Here is a 15,098-nt window from a genome sequence, read left to right on the forward strand (position 1 = left end):
GTTCTCTCCTTCTTTCTCTTTTATCTGTAATTTCCAAACACACGCAGCGCGCTTGCTTCCTGCTCAATCCCCCGCAGTGCATTCTTTACGGCGCTGTCATTCAGATTCCCCTCAAAATCCACGAAAAACCGGTATTCCCAGTTTTTCTCCGGGAGAGGCCTGGATTCAATCTTGGTCATATTGAGATCGTTATAAATGAAATGTGCCAGAATGTTATAGAGCGTACCGCTTTCATGAGGCAGTTCAAAACAGATACTGATCTTATCAGCATCAGAAGTGTAGATTTTCTTTCCGGATACAATGATAAACCTTGTGGAATTGGTCTCACTGTAGAATACCCTGTCGTTTAAGACCGCCAGTCCGAAATGCTCTGCCGCCTGACGGCTTGCGATTGCCGCCTGGCTGATGTCCGCATCTTCCTTTACTTTTTTTGCTGCAACAGCAGTGTTCAGAAGCTCCACTTCCTTCCAGCCGGGGTGTTCATCCAGATATTTTCTGCACTGGCGCAGAGCCTGCGGATGTGAATACACGGTCCGTATGTCTGCGGTACTGCTGCCCGGAACACCCATCAGCACGTGTTCAGCCCGAATGATCTGCTGCGCAACGATATTGTGCTGGTACTCCACCAGCAGATCATAAATATCTGCCACGATTCCGGCAGTCGAATTCTCGATCGGCAGAACCGCATACTCTGCTCTTCCGTCTGCGATGGCATCCATCGCGTCCCGCCATGTCTCTACATGAAAGCTGTCCACCGATTCTCCGAAATATGTGTGTGTCGCCGCAAAGCTGTACGCCCCCTCGACGCCCTGAAAGACGACCCTTGCCTGATCGGTCGGCAGCTTTTTAACCTCACGGAAATCACTTTTTACAGCCACGCCATTCTCGGTTAACAGCTGATACTGGCGTTTTCTGCTGATGGACATGATCTGCTGAAACAGCTCCTGCACACCCTTTGCATTGAAATCACCGGATGCCTTATCTTTCAGCACCTTCAGTTTCTGAAGCTCACGTTCCTTGTCAAACACCTGCTTGCCGGTCTCGATCTTAAACTGAGCCACCTCGCCGGTCAAATGCATTCTCTTCTCAAACAACTTCAGTATGTCATCATCGATCTCATCGATCTGATTCCGTATCTCCTGTAAATCTATCATGTTGTTTCTCCCTTTTTCATTTCTCCTGTTCTCTCTTTCACGAGCCTTGTCACCTCGCCGACAAAGGAAAGAGAGCCGAAAGAGAGGATCGCGTCCTCTGAATTCGCAGCGACAAAGCTTCTGCCCACTGCCTCTTTGAGTGAAGTGCATGCTGTCACTTTTGGATTAAACTCCCTGATAACCCTGGCAAATTCTTCTGCCGGCAGCGCCCTCACCGGATCAGGAGGCGTGACCGTAAATATGCAGTCTGCCATTTTCGCCATCAGTCCGGCGACCTGCCGGTAATCCTTATCCCGGAACATACCCATGATAAAAATCAGGCGTTTCTGCGGGAAATATGTCATGATCGACTGGCGAAGCTTCATCGCAGCGTCCACGTTGTGCGCACCGTCCACAATAAAATACGGATTTCTGGACAGAACCGTAAACCTGCCCTCCCAGCGCGTCTCCAGAAATCCCTTTTCGATCTCCTCATTCGTCACATTGAATCCCAGCTGACAGAGAGCCTGAATGCATTCCAGCGCCAGCACTGCGTTTTCGATCTGCGGGCTTCCTGCGAGTGAGATTGTGATCTCGCTCCCATGATACCGGAAAGTCTGATGTTCCACCGTCACATCCCGTACGACAGCTTCCTGGGGCTTTGCCGCGATAAACGGGTTTCCCTTCTCCATGCAGATTGCCCAGACGGCATCCTCCACCTGGGGCTCCTGCCGTCCCATTACCACGATGGCTCCCGGTTTTATGATCCCGGCCTTATTCGCTGCGATCTCCAGCAGATCATCTCCCAGCACTCCAACGTGGTCCAGGCTTATGGAAGTGAGCACTGCCATCTTTGTCGTCCGAATAACATTTGTCGCATCCGTCGCTCCCCCCATACCGCATTCAAGTACCACGATATCACACTTTTGGTCTCTGAAATACAGAAACGAGAGTACGGTTTCAATCTCAAACGGCGTGGGATGCTGCAGTCCCTCCGCTTCCATCTGCTGCATAACAGGTATCAGCTGTTCCATATAAATGGTAAAATCTTCTTTACTGATATATTCTTCATTGATCTGAATCCGTTCCCTGTAAGAATAGATAGTAGGAGAAACATATCTCCCCACCCGGTATCCGGCACACTGCAGTACCGTCGCAATGTATGCCGCCACGGAGCCCTTGCCGTTTGTCCCGGCGATATGGATAAATTCCAGGTCATCCTCCGGATGCCCCAGTCTCTCCAGTAAATTTTCTGTGTTGAAAAGCCCCATATCTCCGGCATACTTCCATGCATCGTCTATATAAGCCCTTGCCTCTTTATAGTCCATAATCCACTCCTTATTATTAAAAATCATTATATTACAAGACCAGCCTGATTACAAGGAAGTTTGCGCTTGAAATCGACAGTGTTTTATTATATGATGGGATGCAGAGGATTGTAGGAAAACATCATCCACAGAAGGAGGCATTTATGAGGCATTTAATGAGTCCGCTGGATTTTTCGGTGGAAGAATTGGATCGTCTGCTCGATCTTGCAAATGACATAGAAAAAAATCCGGAAAAATATGAACACGTCTGCGACGGCAAACGAATTGCTACACTTTTTTATGAACCGAGTACCCGCACGCGTCTGAGCTTTGAAGCAGCCATGATGAATCTTGGGGGCAAGGTACTTGGATTCTCCAGTGCCAGTTCCAGCTCTGCGACGAAAGGGGAAAGTGTTTCAGATACGATCCGCATGGTATCCTGCTATGCAGATATCTGCGCCATGCGCCACCCCAAAGAAGGGGCCCCGCTTGTGGCATCCATGGTATCTTCCATTCCGGTCATCAATGCCGGTGACGGCGGTCATCAGCACCCGACCCAGACACTCACCGATCTATTGACCATCCGTTCCCTGAAAGGACGCCTTGATCATCTGACCATCGGCCTTTGCGGCGATTTGAAATTCGGGCGTACTGTCCATTCTTTGATCGAAGCCCTTGTGCGCTATACCGGAGTGAAATTTGTTCTGATTTCACCGGAAGAGCTTCGTGTTCCCGACTACATCCGTGAAGACGTGCTGGAACGCAACCAGAAAGAATATAAAGAAGTAATACGACTGGAAGATGCGCTCCCGGAACTCGATCTTCTGTACATGACCCGTGTCCAGAGAGAACGTTTCTTCAATGAAGAAGATTACGTGCGTATGAAAGACTTCTATATTCTGGACAAAGCAAAAATGGCCCTGGCTCCCGAAGATATGCTCGTGCTTCATCCGCTTCCCCGGGTAAATGAGATTTCCACTGAAGTTGACAATGATCCGAGAGCCGCATACTTCCGTCAGGTGCAGTACGGAGTTTACGTCAGAATGGCACTGATTCTCACATTACTGGAGGTGAAAACATGTTAAATGTCGGCGCTATCAATGAAGGCTTTGTGCTCGACCATATTAAAGCCGGAAAGAGTATGACCATTTACCATGATCTGCAGCTGGACAAGCTGGACTGCTGTGTCGCGATCATCAAAAATGCCCGAAGCAGCAAAATGGGCAAAAAAGATATCATCAAAGTAGAATGCCCGGTCGATATGCTGGATCTCGACATCCTGGGTTTCATCGATCACAACATTACCGTTAACATCATCAAAGACGGCCGCATCAGCGAAAAACGTGAGCTGTCACTTCCGAAACAGATCAAAGAAGTGATTAAATGCAGAAATCCGCGTTGCATCACATCCATCGAACAGGAGCTGAAACATATTTTCATCCTGACCGACCCCGAGCGTGAGATTTACCGCTGTAAATACTGCGAAGAGAAATACGAAGGCGACCGCCGTAAGAAATAGAATTCGCTGTCCTGATAAGAGAAGAACAGCCGCACGGATGACTTTATTCATCACGGCGCGGCTGTTCTTCTTTTATCATATTCAAAAATCTTTCATGCCACCTGGGACTGCCTTTTTTCAAAAAAACGGGACTGCCTTTCTCATCCAGAAAGCAGTGTGCCGTCTCACCGGTACATCGTACCTGACCGCTCTCCTTTTCGGTTATCACATAGCCGATGCGCATGCGAATGCCGTTGTAAGAAATCAGGCGAACCGCAATACATACGGTTTCACCAAACCTGGTCATATTTTTATACTGGCTTTCCACCTCCAGCACCGGAATCATAAGGCCGTCTTCCTCGAGATCCTGATAGTGGATGCCGGCCTGTTCCATATAATCTATTCTTGCTTCTTCAAACCATCTAATATAGTTGGAGTGATGGATAATCCCCATCTTATCCGTCTCATAATACTGCGCCTTGTGTTCATACGGTACGATCTGCATCTGTCCAGCCTCTCTGTCTCATCTCCTGATAAATCCTCGCCACCGGAAGACCGACCACATTCTGGTAATCCCCTTCAATGCCCCGGATGAATACCGCTGCAAGTCCCTGAATCCCATAAGCACCTGCTTTATCGAGAGGCTCCCCTGTGCTGGCATACCAGCTGATCTCCTCATCCGACATCGGATAAAACGATACTTTCGTCTCCTCTGCGAATGTCACTGAAGTACGGCTGCCATCCGGTCCGCACAGCAGCGTGACCCCGGTAAAAACACTGTGGGTCCCGCCCTGCAGCATCGCAAGCATCGCGGCGGCGTCCTGTGGATCCGACGGTTTTCCGAGGATCCGTCCCTCGTGGGCGACGATGGTATCCGCGCCGATGATCAGGACATCACCGGTCTGCTGCGTTCCTATTTCCCGGGCTTTCTGCATTGAGAGCTCTTTTACGGCTTCCACCGGATCATCCGTGTGGATGTGTTCTTCCCCGCAGGCGGGAATCATCGTAAAGGTCAGGCCGATCTGCTCAAGCAGTTCTTTTCTTCTCGGTGATTTTGAAGCGAGTATGATCTGTCTCATAGTTGTTTTTCCTTTCGTGCGGTAAGCAGAACGATAAGCCGGGTTATGTCGTGAATGATCATCTGTCTAGTGCTGCTGTCGCCAGCAGCCTCAAGCGACCCACCTAAAAGCGTGACGGGCAGCCACATTGCTTTTTGTTCGGTCTTGCTTCGGATGGGGTTTACATGTGCCCTGTCTGTTACCAGTCAGGCGGTAGTCTCTTACACTGCCCTTCCACCCTTACCTGCACCTGGCAGGCGGTATATTTCTGTTGCACTGGCCTTGGAGTCACCTCCACCGGACGTTATCCGGCATCCTGCCCTTCGAAGCCCGGACTTTCCTCACCTGACACCTTTCGGTATACGTCAGCCGCGATCATTTATTCTACTTACCAACAACGATATATTCTAGCACGTTTTTTTTATTTTGTCCAGAATCACCAGACGGCAACCGGCATATTTCTGATTCTCTGTTCTTTTATACGGTCCAGCATGGGTTCACAATGAGTATCCAGAAAAGAATCCTTCTCCTCCGTCAGCCCCTGTCTTCTCAGCTCTGCCGCCACGATCAGGCAGATTCTCTCAATAATACCCTCTGTTTCTTCTCCGCCCTGCGCCCTGGCCAGCCGTCCGAAAAGATCGTAGGCCCTGGAGAGGACCGGCAGGTCTTTGATTCCCCGATACATCCATTTGTAATAGGGCGCATATGTCCGGTTCAAAAGATAGACCATGGAAAGTCCGGCTCTGACGAATTCAGACAATGCCAGAAGTGCAGCGATCCTGTCTTCCCGTTTCCAGCAGCGCATATAATTGTATTGTCCCGCCTGCGCCATGGCGGCCGCTCTCACAGTGATCCTCCTGATGCGGATATCCTCGGGACACTCATACAGCAGACGATTACGTATCTTTGTAAAACTCTCACCGGGATCTTTGAAAACCGCACCGTTCACAACCGTCGCGAGACTGGATTCCGGCACACACAGCCACTCCTCCAGCGTTTCCGGCCCCCTGGAGCAGCCGGTGTATTTACTGTACCATGTCTGGGTACACAGAACACCCACTCTCCCCTGTCCGTGACTTGTCACTTTTCTGGCCGGATATCCCATGAAGATCCCCGGCAGACAATCGTATGCCTTCTGTACTTCCCGTCCGTATTTCAAATAGTCCGCGCCCTCCAGCCAAATACAAAAAGAGGGGCCAAAGTCATGATCTTCAGAATACAGATCATCAAATCCAAAGCACTCAGAGCCTTCACCGGCCAGCCCTATGGTCATCCTGTCAAAGAGCTGCGGAAATCTCTGTTCCAGCAGTTCTCTGCCATGTGCTTCATAATAGGCTCTTGATAACTCCAAACCACTCATATGACGGGTCCCTCCCTCAGTTTTCTGCGGGCGCGTGAAAGATTTCGGCAGGCCGTCTCGTACTCTGCATTTCGACCAAAGAAACGCTCCGTATATTCTGCAGCTTTTTTATAGGCGGCAGCAGCCTGCTCATACTGACCGGTTTCATAGTGAAAAGTCCCAAGCATATTCAGTGCGGCTGCATAATGTACATTTTTTTCATCATCCAGTCCCTCAAAAGTATGCAGCGCTCCGGCGATACTTCGATGCGCTTTTTCCGTCTCTCCCATGCGGTGGTACAGGATTCCGAGGTTCGTCTCCGTCACCGCTGCCTCATGGCTGTGCCCTGGCATCGTCTCAATCAGCGGCAGCGCCGTCTCCAGGTGACTGGCAGCCCGGGAAAGCTGTCCCAATTCCTGACAGGCCAGAGCCAGATTGTTATGCACGCTGGCATAGGCGTAAGACTGCCGGTCTCCCAGTTTCTCATGGATATTTAGCGCCTCCAGAAAAAGGGAAACAGCCTGCTCATACTCGCCCATCAGTCTGTAAGTTCCCGCTATATTATTAACAGACACAGCATAGTCTGCAGTATCTCTGCCCTTCAGGTCCAGGACGAGCTCCTGCGATTTTCGGAATGCAGACAGCGACTCCTGATAACGGCTGGTTCCCCGGTAAAAGGATCCCATCTCATTATAGACCATGCAGAGCAGCATCGGATTCTTCTGTTCTTCTCCCAATGACCGGACACATGCCGCAAGGAACTGCTCGATCCGCTCCATATCGTGAGTCCGATACCGCACTCCCAGCTGATGATAGAATTCCTTCGCATCCCATTCTGATATCCCTCTTATTTGTCTTTCCGGCATCTTATCTTCCACGCTCCTGTTTCCCAATATAATATGAGGAAAATTTTCTTATAGTTTCATTTTGATATGTTTAACTTTTTCATTCACATCCTGTTTTTCAATGTGTTTTGCCAGTTTCAGCCAAAAGTATTGCATTTATCATGTCAACATTGTATAATAAAATCACATTTTAGGCAACTTATTTTTCCTGTTAACCAATATGTCCGCAGATCGGATCACATTGCTTCCTGTTCCGCACAGGCATTTATAAAAAAAGGGATATGATATGACACATAACAATTACGAAGGTTGCGATCTGAAGGGAACCATTCTCCGTCTGGAGCGCAGTTCCATCTACGATGGCGACGGCTACCGAACCGTCGTCTTTATGAAAGGATGTCCTCTTCGATGCCAGTGGTGCTCCACACCGGAGAGTCAAAATTATATCATCGAAGAAGCCGAAGGAAACCGATACGGTAAAATCATGACCGTCGAGGAAGTACTGAGAGAAGTTCGCAAGGACATCCCCTTTTATTTCCATTCCGGCGGCGGAATGACCGTTTCCGGCGGTGAATTGCTCAGTCAGCCCGAATATGTGCGCTGCCTTCTCACGCGCGCACGCTGGGAGGCCATAGACACCGCCGTTGAAACCTCACTGTATGGAAGCTGGGAGACCGCCGAACCTATCCTGCAGGCTTCCAATACGGTATTTGCAGACTTAAAGCTCACAGATGATGAAAAACACAGGAAATATTGCGGTGTCTCAAATAAACTCATTCTGGAAAACCTGAAAAAAGCAGGGACGATAAAAGCAGATTATAAGCTGATCATCCGCACACCTCTGATACCGGGAATCAATGACACAGAGGCAGAGCTGGAGAGCATCGGCCGTTTCTGCGCTCAGCTTACGAATCTGCAGTATGTACAGCTTTTACCGTATCACCGGCTCGGCTCCGATACTTATCGCCGGTTAGGACGTCCCTATCCGCTGAAAGACTTACGGTCCCCCTCTGCAGAACATATGGATTGGTGCCGGAATATCATTGGTAAATATGTGAAAGCCTTGGTTTGAAAGGAGACACACATGGACCCGGAAGGAAAAAAAGAATATGTATCATCCATTATCTGTATGGAATGGGAACTCTTTGATCAGGTGCAGAACATCGGAGGGCGCGCTGTCTGCCAGGATAACTGGTCCACATTTCAAATCATGCGCTCCAGCCAGCTGCTGCCCTGGCCCCCGGAGCTTTTGAGCAGCTATCGCGATGATCTGCTGGAAGCAAAAGCCGCCGGGCGAAACCCGCTCAGTGAAAAATACGGTTATATGATGGAACGCACCTGTCCGGAGGAATACCAAAAGATCCGCCGGCTGCTGCCTCAACCCGGCGAAGCAAAACGCCGCCGGGCCGAATTGATCTGTCAAATTCAAGTCGGCTGGCAGGAGGAGATCGCCGCCCGCTGGCCTTACCTGGCACACCGTGGAAGAGCCATTCATGCCCGGGAGGACGGTCCCCATGTGACCTCCTTTGAAACTTATCTCTGGGGTGAGCTGCTGACATATTCCGAAAAAACACTCGAACTGTATGCGGCCCACGCAGAAAAGCTGCTGCAGAAAGGGTTGAATCTCAATCAACAGATTCTGGAACATACCGTCTCACAATACGGCTATCACTCACTGGATGAGGCTGATCATGAAATGCGCAGACGTTTCAGCACGGCAGAATAAATGAAAACGGCAGTCTGCACAGTGAATACACACCGGCAGACCGCCGCAATACTCAAGCTTTTTATACCAGAAAACAGCTCCCGCCTATAAACTCGCGAAGAATGGAATTTCTCGGGATATCCTCCCCCGGTACACCCACGAAATAGTCCAGGAATTTCAGCAGCCTGACAGCCTCATAGTATTCCGGGCATCCCGGCTGTATCTGAAACAACAGCGGCTCGGCATACAGCTTAAGGACAGCCAGTTCATATATTAATGCCGAATTATAGATGATATCCGCCTCTTCCTGGAACGGAAAGATATACTGCTCCTCTCCCCTTCTTACGGAACTCCACATCGCAATGGTCTCCTGAGCAGAAGTCCCCCGCGTCCGGTTGTCTCTGACAATGCGCCGCAGCAGACGTCCGTCAGTCGTTGGAATCCGATTATGTTCATCTACGTTCAGCTGCGTCAGTGCACTGATATAGATTTTAAACTTGTTCATCTTCGGCAGCGCATAACTCAGCTTATCATTCAGCCCGTGGATACCTTCGATGACCAGCACATCGTCCGGACCGAGCTGCATATAGTCGCCCTTATACTCGCGCCGCCCGTCCACAAAGTTAAACCTGGGGATCTCCACTGTGTTTCCTTTCAGCAGCGCCGTCATATCCCGGTTAAACCCGTCGACGTCAACAGCCTCCAGACATTCATAATTCTTTTTGCCAAACTCATCGAGCGGAGTCTCCTCGCGGTTTTTAAAATAATTATCCACCGCGATCGTATGCGGATTCATGCCGTGTGCCGCCAGCTGTATCGACAGACGCTGTGAAAATGTCGTCTTGCCCGACGAAGAAGGACCCGCGATCATGATAAATTTCACATCCCTGCGCGAGCTGATCTGCTCAGCAATAGCGGATATCTTTCCCTCCTGCAGCGCCTCTCCGATCAGCATCAGTTTCTGAATCCCGTTCCTGCTGATGTAATCGTTCAGCGCACCGACCATATCGACTTTCAGCATTTCGCCCCACTTCTCCGATTCCTTCTGAATGGCAAACACTTTGGGCGACGGCTTAAATTCAGGTACCTCGTCTGGTTTTGACTGTTTCGGCATCTGCAGCACGACGCCGTCATCGTAGGGAATGAGCTTAAAATATTTCAGATATCCGGTATGCCACGCCATGAAGCCGTAATAATAGTCTTCAAATCCATCAAGGCTGTAGATATTCACCCTGGAAACTCTTCGGAACCGGAACAGCTGCTCCTTTTCATACATCCCGTGCTTATGAAAGATCCTGGCGGCTTCTCCCCGGTCCACACTCCTCTTGATAATAGGCAGCTTCTCCTCAACGATCCTGTGCATATGTTCTTCGACTTTTTTCAGAAACTCTGACGTTATCCGGACATTCCCCTGTATCGTGTAATAATACCCGTCGCTGACGGAATAGTGGATCACCACTTTGCGGATATTCTCATATCCTGCGACATGGTAGACTGCCTTTAACATCAGCAGCGTCATACTCCTTTTGTATGTTTTATGGCCGATATTATCCGCAGTCGTGATGGGAACCAGTTCACAGCTTTCTTTGAGTGTCTTGTGCAGCTCCCGAAGCCGTCCGTTTACCATCACCAGCATTACCGGATACTTTGTGTCAGGCTTCATCGCCTCCACAATATTTCCATAGGGCATTCCCTCCGGAAACTCTTCGGTCATTCCCGCCATTGTTACCCGATACATCTTTTTGTCCATAATCTCAGGCCTCCTATGCTATACTGCCCCGAACGGCGGTACAATATCTGCACCGCACACCTCCAGTTCCGGAAACAGCTTCTGCAGCTGTTCCGTCATATACGGGATAAATACGGCTTCTGTCCCGTAATGCCCGGCATCCACCACCGCCAGTCCTTCCGCGACCGCATCGATCCCTGTATGATAATCAATATCTCCCGTCACGAGAACCTGTGCCCCCGCAGCAACGGCCGGCTTCACCGCACTTTTTCCGGAACCGCCGGATATTGCCGCCAACCTGATCACAGAGTCCTGATCCCCGTATACCAGTACCTGCGGAAGATGAAGCTTATCTTTCACATATTCTGCAAACCGGCCCAGTGTCATTACTTCAGGAAGTAATCCTATCCGGCCGATCCCTTCTTCTCTGTTTGCTTCTCTGCATGTAACCATCAGCACCGAGGCATCCCGAAGTTTCAGGCTCGCCTGATTCAGCTGTGCCATACCCATCACGTCAAAATTTGTATGCATTGCGTAGTACGCAATGTCCCCCGCAGCAAGCTTTAAAATCCGTCTGCCGAGAAATGTACTGCCGTTGATCTGTTTGACCGCGGAAAAGATCAGCGGATGGTGTGAAACAATCATATCAGCCCCCCAAGCCTGTGCCTGTTCAAGGACATCATCTGTCACATCCAGCGTTACATAAATGCGGGAAACTTTTTTCTCTTCCCTGCCCACGAGCAGTCCGACATTGTCCCAGTCCAGTGCATATTCCAACGGCCAGTTAGCTTCCAGTACTTTTATAATCTCTTTACATGTCATAATATTCCAAAGCAGAAATAATCTTCTGCATCTCCTGTCTGATTTCGGCTGTTCTTTTTTCTGATTCCGACTGTCCCTGTTCCCAGATCTGTTTCAGGATCTTTTCATTGTTATGCTGTTTCTTTTTCAGGTATTCCTGTAGAACCGGATGTCCGGCCTCAAGCAGAAGTTTCCCATAGAGAAAAAAGATCTCCCGGTCATACTCCATCTTCCCGGGAACAGCCTTCATCATCTGATAATACTTCCCATCCTCGCAGACCATATCCTCCTGAATGATCAGAAAGCCATTCTCCGCGAGACACCGACGCACCCTGTCAATGTCTGACTGCGGCTGGAGGATCAGTTCCTTCATTGAATGTACCGTCTCCAGCCTGGCATTCAGAATATCTACGGTCAGACAGCCTCCCATACCGGCTATCAGCAGCGTATCCGCCTCTCCCGGCTCAAGTGCTTCCAGTCCGTCCGACAGTCTTGTTTCTATGTACGGTGCTGCAGCCGATTTCGATATATTCTTCCGGGCCCGCTCAAGCGGCCCCTCGTTGACATCCATCGCAATCGCACCGGGAATCACTCCCGCCTCTGTCAAAGCGATCGGAATATAACCGTGGTCACAGCCGACATCAGCCAGACGGTTTCCTCTCGTGACCAGTCGGGCGATCGCCGACAATCTTTTTGATAACTGCATGATACTTTGCACCTGTCTCAATCAAGATAATCCTTCAGTTTGCGGCTGCGGCTCGGATGGCGGAGCTTACGCAGTGCCTTTGCCTCAATCTGACGGATTCGTTCTCTTGTTACATTAAACTCTTTCCCAACCTCTTCCAGCGTTCTGGCCCTTCCGTCGTCGAGTCCGAAGCGCAGCCTGAGCACTTTCTGCTCCCTCTCTGTCAGCGTACCGAGAACTTCCACCAGCTGTTCCTTCAGCAGTGTAAATGCGGCAGCATCTGCCGGCACCGGTACGTTGTCGTCCTGAATGAAGTCGCCGAGATGACTGTCTTCCTCCTCGCCGATCGGAGTCTCCAGAGAAACCGGTTCCTGGGATATCTTCAGAATCTCACGGACACGTTCTACGGACATGTTCATCTCTTCAGCGATTTCTTCCGGGGTAGGTTCACGCCCAAGCTCCTGCAGCAGCTGTCTGGATACGCGGATCAGTTTGTTGATCGTCTCCACCATATGGACCGGAATACGTATGGTACGCGCCTGATCCGCGATCGCCCTTGTGATCGCCTGACGGATCCACCACGTAGCGTACGTACTGAACTTATATCCTTTTCTGTAATCAAATTTTTCAACGGCTTTGATCAGTCCCAGGTTTCCCTCCTGGATCAGATCCAGGAACAGCATACCGCGTCCCACATACCGCTTCGCGATGCTGACAACGAGACGCAGATTGGCTTCAGCCAGACGCTTCTTCGCTTCTTCATCTCCTTCTTCCATCCGCCTCGCCAGCTCGATCTCCTCTTCTGCAGAGAGAAGCGGTACTTTACCGATCTCTTTCAGGTACATACGGACCGGATCTTCAATGCTGATCCCCTCCGGAACAGACAGGTCGATATTCTCAACATCCACCTCCTCTTCTTCCTCCAGATTGATCTCATCATCATCCGACAGCAGAAGGACATCCGGTTCTTTCTCCGGCTCCACCATGCGAAGTACATCAATTCCGTTGTTCTCAAGATAATCGAACACTTTATCCATCTGTTCTGCATCCAATGGCATATCCTGAAGACAATCACTGATTTCCTGATACTCCAGAATGTTTTTTTTCTTTCTTCCCTGCGCTAAAAGTTCTGCCAGTTTCTCGTTAAATTTCGCGATATCCATTTCCATTGGTTTTCCATCCTTCCATAGCTTGTTTATATTTTATCCTTAATCAAAAGAAATATGCAGCTGCACCTTCCTCCCTTTCAAGTCCTCCAGCTTTTTCTTATCTTCCATGATTTTCATCAGGTCTTTCATATCTGCAGGATCCAGGTGCTCTGTCCGATAGGCAATACTGTTCTCCATCATCCGGCAGATTACATCCCACAGTGCCTGTGTCCGCTGTGCATCATCCTGCAATGGAAATCTTGCGTTAAACACAGCCGCCACGGATTTTTGTTCCTCACTGTCCGAAAAGGCATTCAGCAGCCTTGCCGGATTCACTTCTCCATTCTGATGCTGTTCGTACAGCATCTTTGCCACCGAGTGATACAGGGGCGTTGTAAAATCCTCCGGTGAAATCCATTGCATAACTTCTTCGAAGATTCCGGGATATGTGACCATCCAGGTCAGAAGCAGCTTCTGAGAGAGCTCATAACCATTTTCTCTCTCCTGTTTTCTGTGCTGTCCCGATTTCGGCGGCTCCGTCCGGGGGACCCCTGCTCCCTTCAGCGCCAGCCTTCCAACGAGACGCTGCAGCATATCAGGTTTCACCTGATACTCCCTGGCGACAGCCTCCAGATAAGTGGTGCGTTCAATCTCATCTTCAAATTCCAGCAGCATCTTCGCAACACGGTGAAAGAAATCAGACTGTCCCTGCGGATCTTTCAGGTCGAACCCTCTGCTTTCTGTCATGACCTGAAACATAAAACCGTTTCGTCCATTTTCCAGTCGTTCCCGGAATTCCCCGGCACCAGCTTCCTTGATAAATTCGTCGGGGTCTTTATACGGAGACAAATCGATGACCCTGGCAGATACTCCTGCAGCTCTCAGCAGCGGAATCGCCCGGAGCGCCGCCTTTTGTCCTGCCTCGTCGCTGTCGTACAGCAGGAGCGCTTCATTTACATAGCGTTTGATCAGATTTGCCTGCTGTGCGGTAAGTGCCGTCCCAAGTGAAGCGACCGCGTTGTCAAATCCCGCCTGATGCATGGCGATCACATCCATATACCCCTCGCAGATGATGAGGTTTTTCTTTCTCGCTGTCCTCGCAATATTAAGTCCGTACAGATTTCTGCTCTTATCAAAAATAATTGTTTCCGGAGAGTTCAGATATTTAGGCTTTCCGTCTCCCATTACCCTGCCGCCGAAGCCGATGACCCTGCTGCTTACGTCCATGATCGGGAACATCACACGGTTCCAGAATTTATCGTACATTCCTCTTTTTTCATCAGCCTGAAAAAGTCCGGATTTGCTGAGGACATCGTCCGTGTACCCCTTGCCCTTGACATACCGGTACAGGGAATCGCTGAATTTAGCGGAATAACCGAGTCCGAATTTCACGATTGTTTCATCCGACAGCTCCCGGCCTCTCAGATAATGGTAAGCCTGTTCTCCTGCCTTATCTTTCAGCTGGTAGAAATAAAATTTTGCCGCCAGTTTATGTATCATCAGCAGCTGCGTCTTCAGATCAGCCTGCTCTTTTGCTTCCTTCGAGTACTCCTGAACCGGAAGCTGTACTCCGGCTCGTTCCGCCAGAAACTTTACCGCCTCCGTAAAGGTAAAATTCTCATATTCCATAATAAAGGTGTAAACATTGCCTCCCGCTCCGCAGCCGAAACAGTAATACATCTGCTTGTCCGGACTGACCGAAAATGAAGGAGATTTTTCATTATGAAACGGGCAGAGTCCAAAGTAGGAACTTCCTTTGCGTGTCAGCTTTACATATCCGGAAATCACATCTACGATGTCGTTTCTCAGCCGAATCTCTTCAATTAAATCTTCTGAATAGCGCATATTTT

15 protein-coding genes and 1 other RNA gene are annotated in these 15,098 nt (G+C 49.7%); 4 read left to right on the forward strand and 12 right to left on the reverse strand.

All coding sequences use genetic code 11. The features are described from left to right. Window positions 1–20: 20 nt before the first annotated feature. Window positions 21–1,154 (reverse strand): prephenate dehydratase, encoded by a 1,134-nt coding sequence (gene pheA / locus NQ502_RS02735; protein WP_028529199.1) that lies wholly within the window; start codon window positions 1,152–1,154, stop codon window positions 21–23. Continuing rightward, window positions 1,151–2,461 (reverse strand): bifunctional folylpolyglutamate synthase/dihydrofolate synthase, encoded by a 1,311-nt coding sequence (locus NQ502_RS02740; RefSeq protein WP_028529200.1) that lies wholly within the window; start codon window positions 2,459–2,461, stop codon window positions 1,151–1,153. Before NQ502_RS02740 ends, pheA begins: the two co-directional genes overlap by 4 nt. Before the next feature lie 143 nt (window positions 2,462–2,604). On the opposite strand from NQ502_RS02740, the gene pyrB reads away from it, so the two are divergent. Beyond that, window positions 2,605–3,525 (forward strand): aspartate carbamoyltransferase, encoded by a 921-nt coding sequence (gene pyrB / locus NQ502_RS02745; RefSeq protein WP_028529201.1) that lies wholly within the window; start codon window positions 2,605–2,607, stop codon window positions 3,523–3,525. Further along, a complete protein-coding gene (locus NQ502_RS02750) occupies window positions 3,519–3,959 on the forward strand; it encodes an aspartate carbamoyltransferase regulatory subunit (protein ID WP_028529202.1) in 441 nt (146 codons plus the stop codon). Before pyrB ends, NQ502_RS02750 begins: the two co-directional genes overlap by 7 nt. 43 nt (window positions 3,960–4,002) lie before the next feature. Here the strand turns inward: NQ502_RS02750 and NQ502_RS02755 are convergent, their stop codons facing one another. From NQ502_RS02755 to NQ502_RS02775, 5 genes are all read right to left on the reverse strand, one after another. Next, a complete protein-coding gene (locus NQ502_RS02755) occupies window positions 4,003–4,443 on the reverse strand; it encodes an acyl-CoA thioesterase (RefSeq protein ID WP_028529203.1) in 441 nt (146 codons plus the stop codon). Continuing rightward, entirely contained in the window at window positions 4,424–5,017 is a 594-nt protein-coding gene (locus NQ502_RS02760) for a Maf family protein (RefSeq protein WP_028529204.1), read from the reverse strand. Before NQ502_RS02760 ends, NQ502_RS02755 begins: the two co-directional genes overlap by 20 nt. An 18-nt stretch (window positions 5,018–5,035) precedes the next feature. Next, an RNA gene (rnpB, locus tag NQ502_RS02765) (RNase P RNA component class A) lies at window positions 5,036–5,387 on the reverse strand. Window positions 5,388–5,432: 45 nt separating this feature from the next. Continuing rightward, a complete protein-coding gene (locus NQ502_RS02770; protein WP_028529205.1) occupies window positions 5,433–6,356 on the reverse strand; it encodes a DUF4037 domain-containing protein in 924 nt (307 codons plus the stop codon). After that, on the reverse strand, window positions 6,353–7,213 hold the full coding sequence (locus NQ502_RS02775; RefSeq protein ID WP_260046599.1) for a tetratricopeptide repeat protein: 861 nt from the start codon (window positions 7,211–7,213) through the stop codon (window positions 6,353–6,355). Before NQ502_RS02775 ends, NQ502_RS02770 begins: the two co-directional genes overlap by 4 nt. A 253-nt stretch (window positions 7,214–7,466) precedes the next feature. Here NQ502_RS02775 and NQ502_RS02780 point away from each other — a divergent pair, with 253 nt between their 5' ends. Both NQ502_RS02780 and NQ502_RS02785 read left to right on the forward strand, forming a co-directional pair. Beyond that, the gene (locus tag NQ502_RS02780) at window positions 7,467–8,252 is read left to right on the forward strand and encodes a glycyl-radical enzyme activating protein (protein ID WP_044983360.1); all 786 of its coding nucleotides are present in this window, start codon (window positions 7,467–7,469) and stop codon (window positions 8,250–8,252) included. A gap of 12 nt (window positions 8,253–8,264) precedes the next feature. After that, window positions 8,265–8,906 carry a DUF4125 family protein gene (locus tag NQ502_RS02785; protein WP_028529207.1) on the forward strand — a complete coding sequence of 214 codons (642 nt, stop codon included), beginning with the start codon at window positions 8,265–8,267 and terminating at the stop codon, window positions 8,904–8,906. A 61-nt stretch (window positions 8,907–8,967) separates the two neighbouring features. Here NQ502_RS02785 and NQ502_RS02790 read toward each other — a convergent pair whose 3' ends face one another. The 5 genes from NQ502_RS02790 to dnaG are packed head-to-tail and all read right to left on the reverse strand — an operon-like array spanning window position 8,968 to window position 15,093. Next, window positions 8,968–10,635, reverse strand: a complete 1,668-nt coding sequence (locus NQ502_RS02790) for a nucleoside kinase (protein ID WP_028529208.1) — start codon at window positions 10,633–10,635, stop codon at window positions 8,968–8,970. An 18-nt stretch (window positions 10,636–10,653) separates the two neighbouring features. Next, a complete protein-coding gene (locus tag NQ502_RS02795) occupies window positions 10,654–11,436 on the reverse strand; it encodes a Nif3-like dinuclear metal center hexameric protein (RefSeq protein WP_028529209.1) in 783 nt (260 codons plus the stop codon). Beyond that, window positions 11,426–12,121, reverse strand: a complete 696-nt coding sequence (locus NQ502_RS02800; protein WP_028529210.1) for a tRNA (adenine(22)-N(1))-methyltransferase — start codon at window positions 12,119–12,121, stop codon at window positions 11,426–11,428. The genes NQ502_RS02795 and NQ502_RS02800 overlap by 11 nt, the downstream gene beginning before the upstream one ends. A 17-nt stretch (window positions 12,122–12,138) precedes the next feature. Next, window positions 12,139–13,263 (reverse strand): RNA polymerase sigma factor RpoD, encoded by a 1,125-nt coding sequence (rpoD, locus tag NQ502_RS02805; RefSeq protein WP_456115058.1) that lies wholly within the window; start codon window positions 13,261–13,263, stop codon window positions 12,139–12,141. Between the two features lie 45 nt (window positions 13,264–13,308). Then, window positions 13,309–15,093 carry a DNA primase gene (gene dnaG, locus NQ502_RS02810; protein ID WP_028529212.1) on the reverse strand — a complete coding sequence of 595 codons (1,785 nt, stop codon included), beginning with the start codon at window positions 15,091–15,093 and terminating at the stop codon, window positions 13,309–13,311. Window positions 15,094–15,098 lie beyond the last annotated feature (5 nt).

It is taken from the genome of Ruminococcus gauvreauii (assembly GCF_025151995.1).
Taxonomy (GTDB): Bacteria; Bacillota; Clostridia; order Lachnospirales; family Lachnospiraceae; genus Ruminococcus_G; species Ruminococcus_G gauvreauii.

Excerpts from the sequence above, each read along its gene's own strand:
- NQ502_RS02760 (WP_028529204.1), bottom strand. The coding sequence starts at position 5,017 with ATGAGACAGATCATACTCGCTTCAAAATCACCGAGAAGAAAAGAACTG.
- NQ502_RS02780 (WP_044983360.1), top strand. The coding sequence starts at position 7,467 with ATGACACATAACAATTACGAAGGTTGCGATCTGAAGGGAACCATTCTC.
- NQ502_RS02770 (WP_028529205.1), bottom strand. The coding sequence starts at position 6,356 with ATGAGTGGTTTGGAGTTATCAAGAGCCTATTATGAAGCACATGGCAGA.
- NQ502_RS02790 (WP_028529208.1), bottom strand. The coding sequence starts at position 10,635 with ATGGACAAAAAGATGTATCGGGTAACAATGGCGGGAATGACCGAAGAG.
- dnaG (WP_028529212.1), bottom strand. The coding sequence starts at position 15,093 with ATGCGCTATTCAGAAGATTTAATTGAAGAGATTCGGCTGAGAAACGAC.
- pheA (WP_028529199.1), bottom strand. The coding sequence starts at position 1,154 with ATGATAGATTTACAGGAGATACGGAATCAGATCGATGAGATCGATGAT.
- pyrB (WP_028529201.1), top strand. The coding sequence starts at position 2,605 with ATGAGGCATTTAATGAGTCCGCTGGATTTTTCGGTGGAAGAATTGGAT.
- NQ502_RS02800 (WP_028529210.1), bottom strand. The coding sequence starts at position 12,121 with ATGCAGTTATCAAAAAGATTGTCGGCGATCGCCCGACTGGTCACGAGA.
- NQ502_RS02795 (WP_028529209.1), bottom strand. The coding sequence starts at position 11,436 with ATGACATGTAAAGAGATTATAAAAGTACTGGAAGCTAACTGGCCGTTG.
- rpoD (WP_456115058.1), bottom strand. The coding sequence starts at position 13,263 with ATGGATATCGCGAAATTTAACGAGAAACTGGCAGAACTTTTAGCGCAG.
- NQ502_RS02755 (WP_028529203.1), bottom strand. The coding sequence starts at position 4,443 with ATGCAGATCGTACCGTATGAACACAAGGCGCAGTATTATGAGACGGAT.
- NQ502_RS02740 (WP_028529200.1), bottom strand. The coding sequence starts at position 2,461 with ATGGACTATAAAGAGGCAAGGGCTTATATAGACGATGCATGGAAGTAT.
- NQ502_RS02750 (WP_028529202.1), top strand. The coding sequence starts at position 3,519 with ATGTTAAATGTCGGCGCTATCAATGAAGGCTTTGTGCTCGACCATATT.
- NQ502_RS02785 (WP_028529207.1), top strand. The coding sequence starts at position 8,265 with ATGGACCCGGAAGGAAAAAAAGAATATGTATCATCCATTATCTGTATG.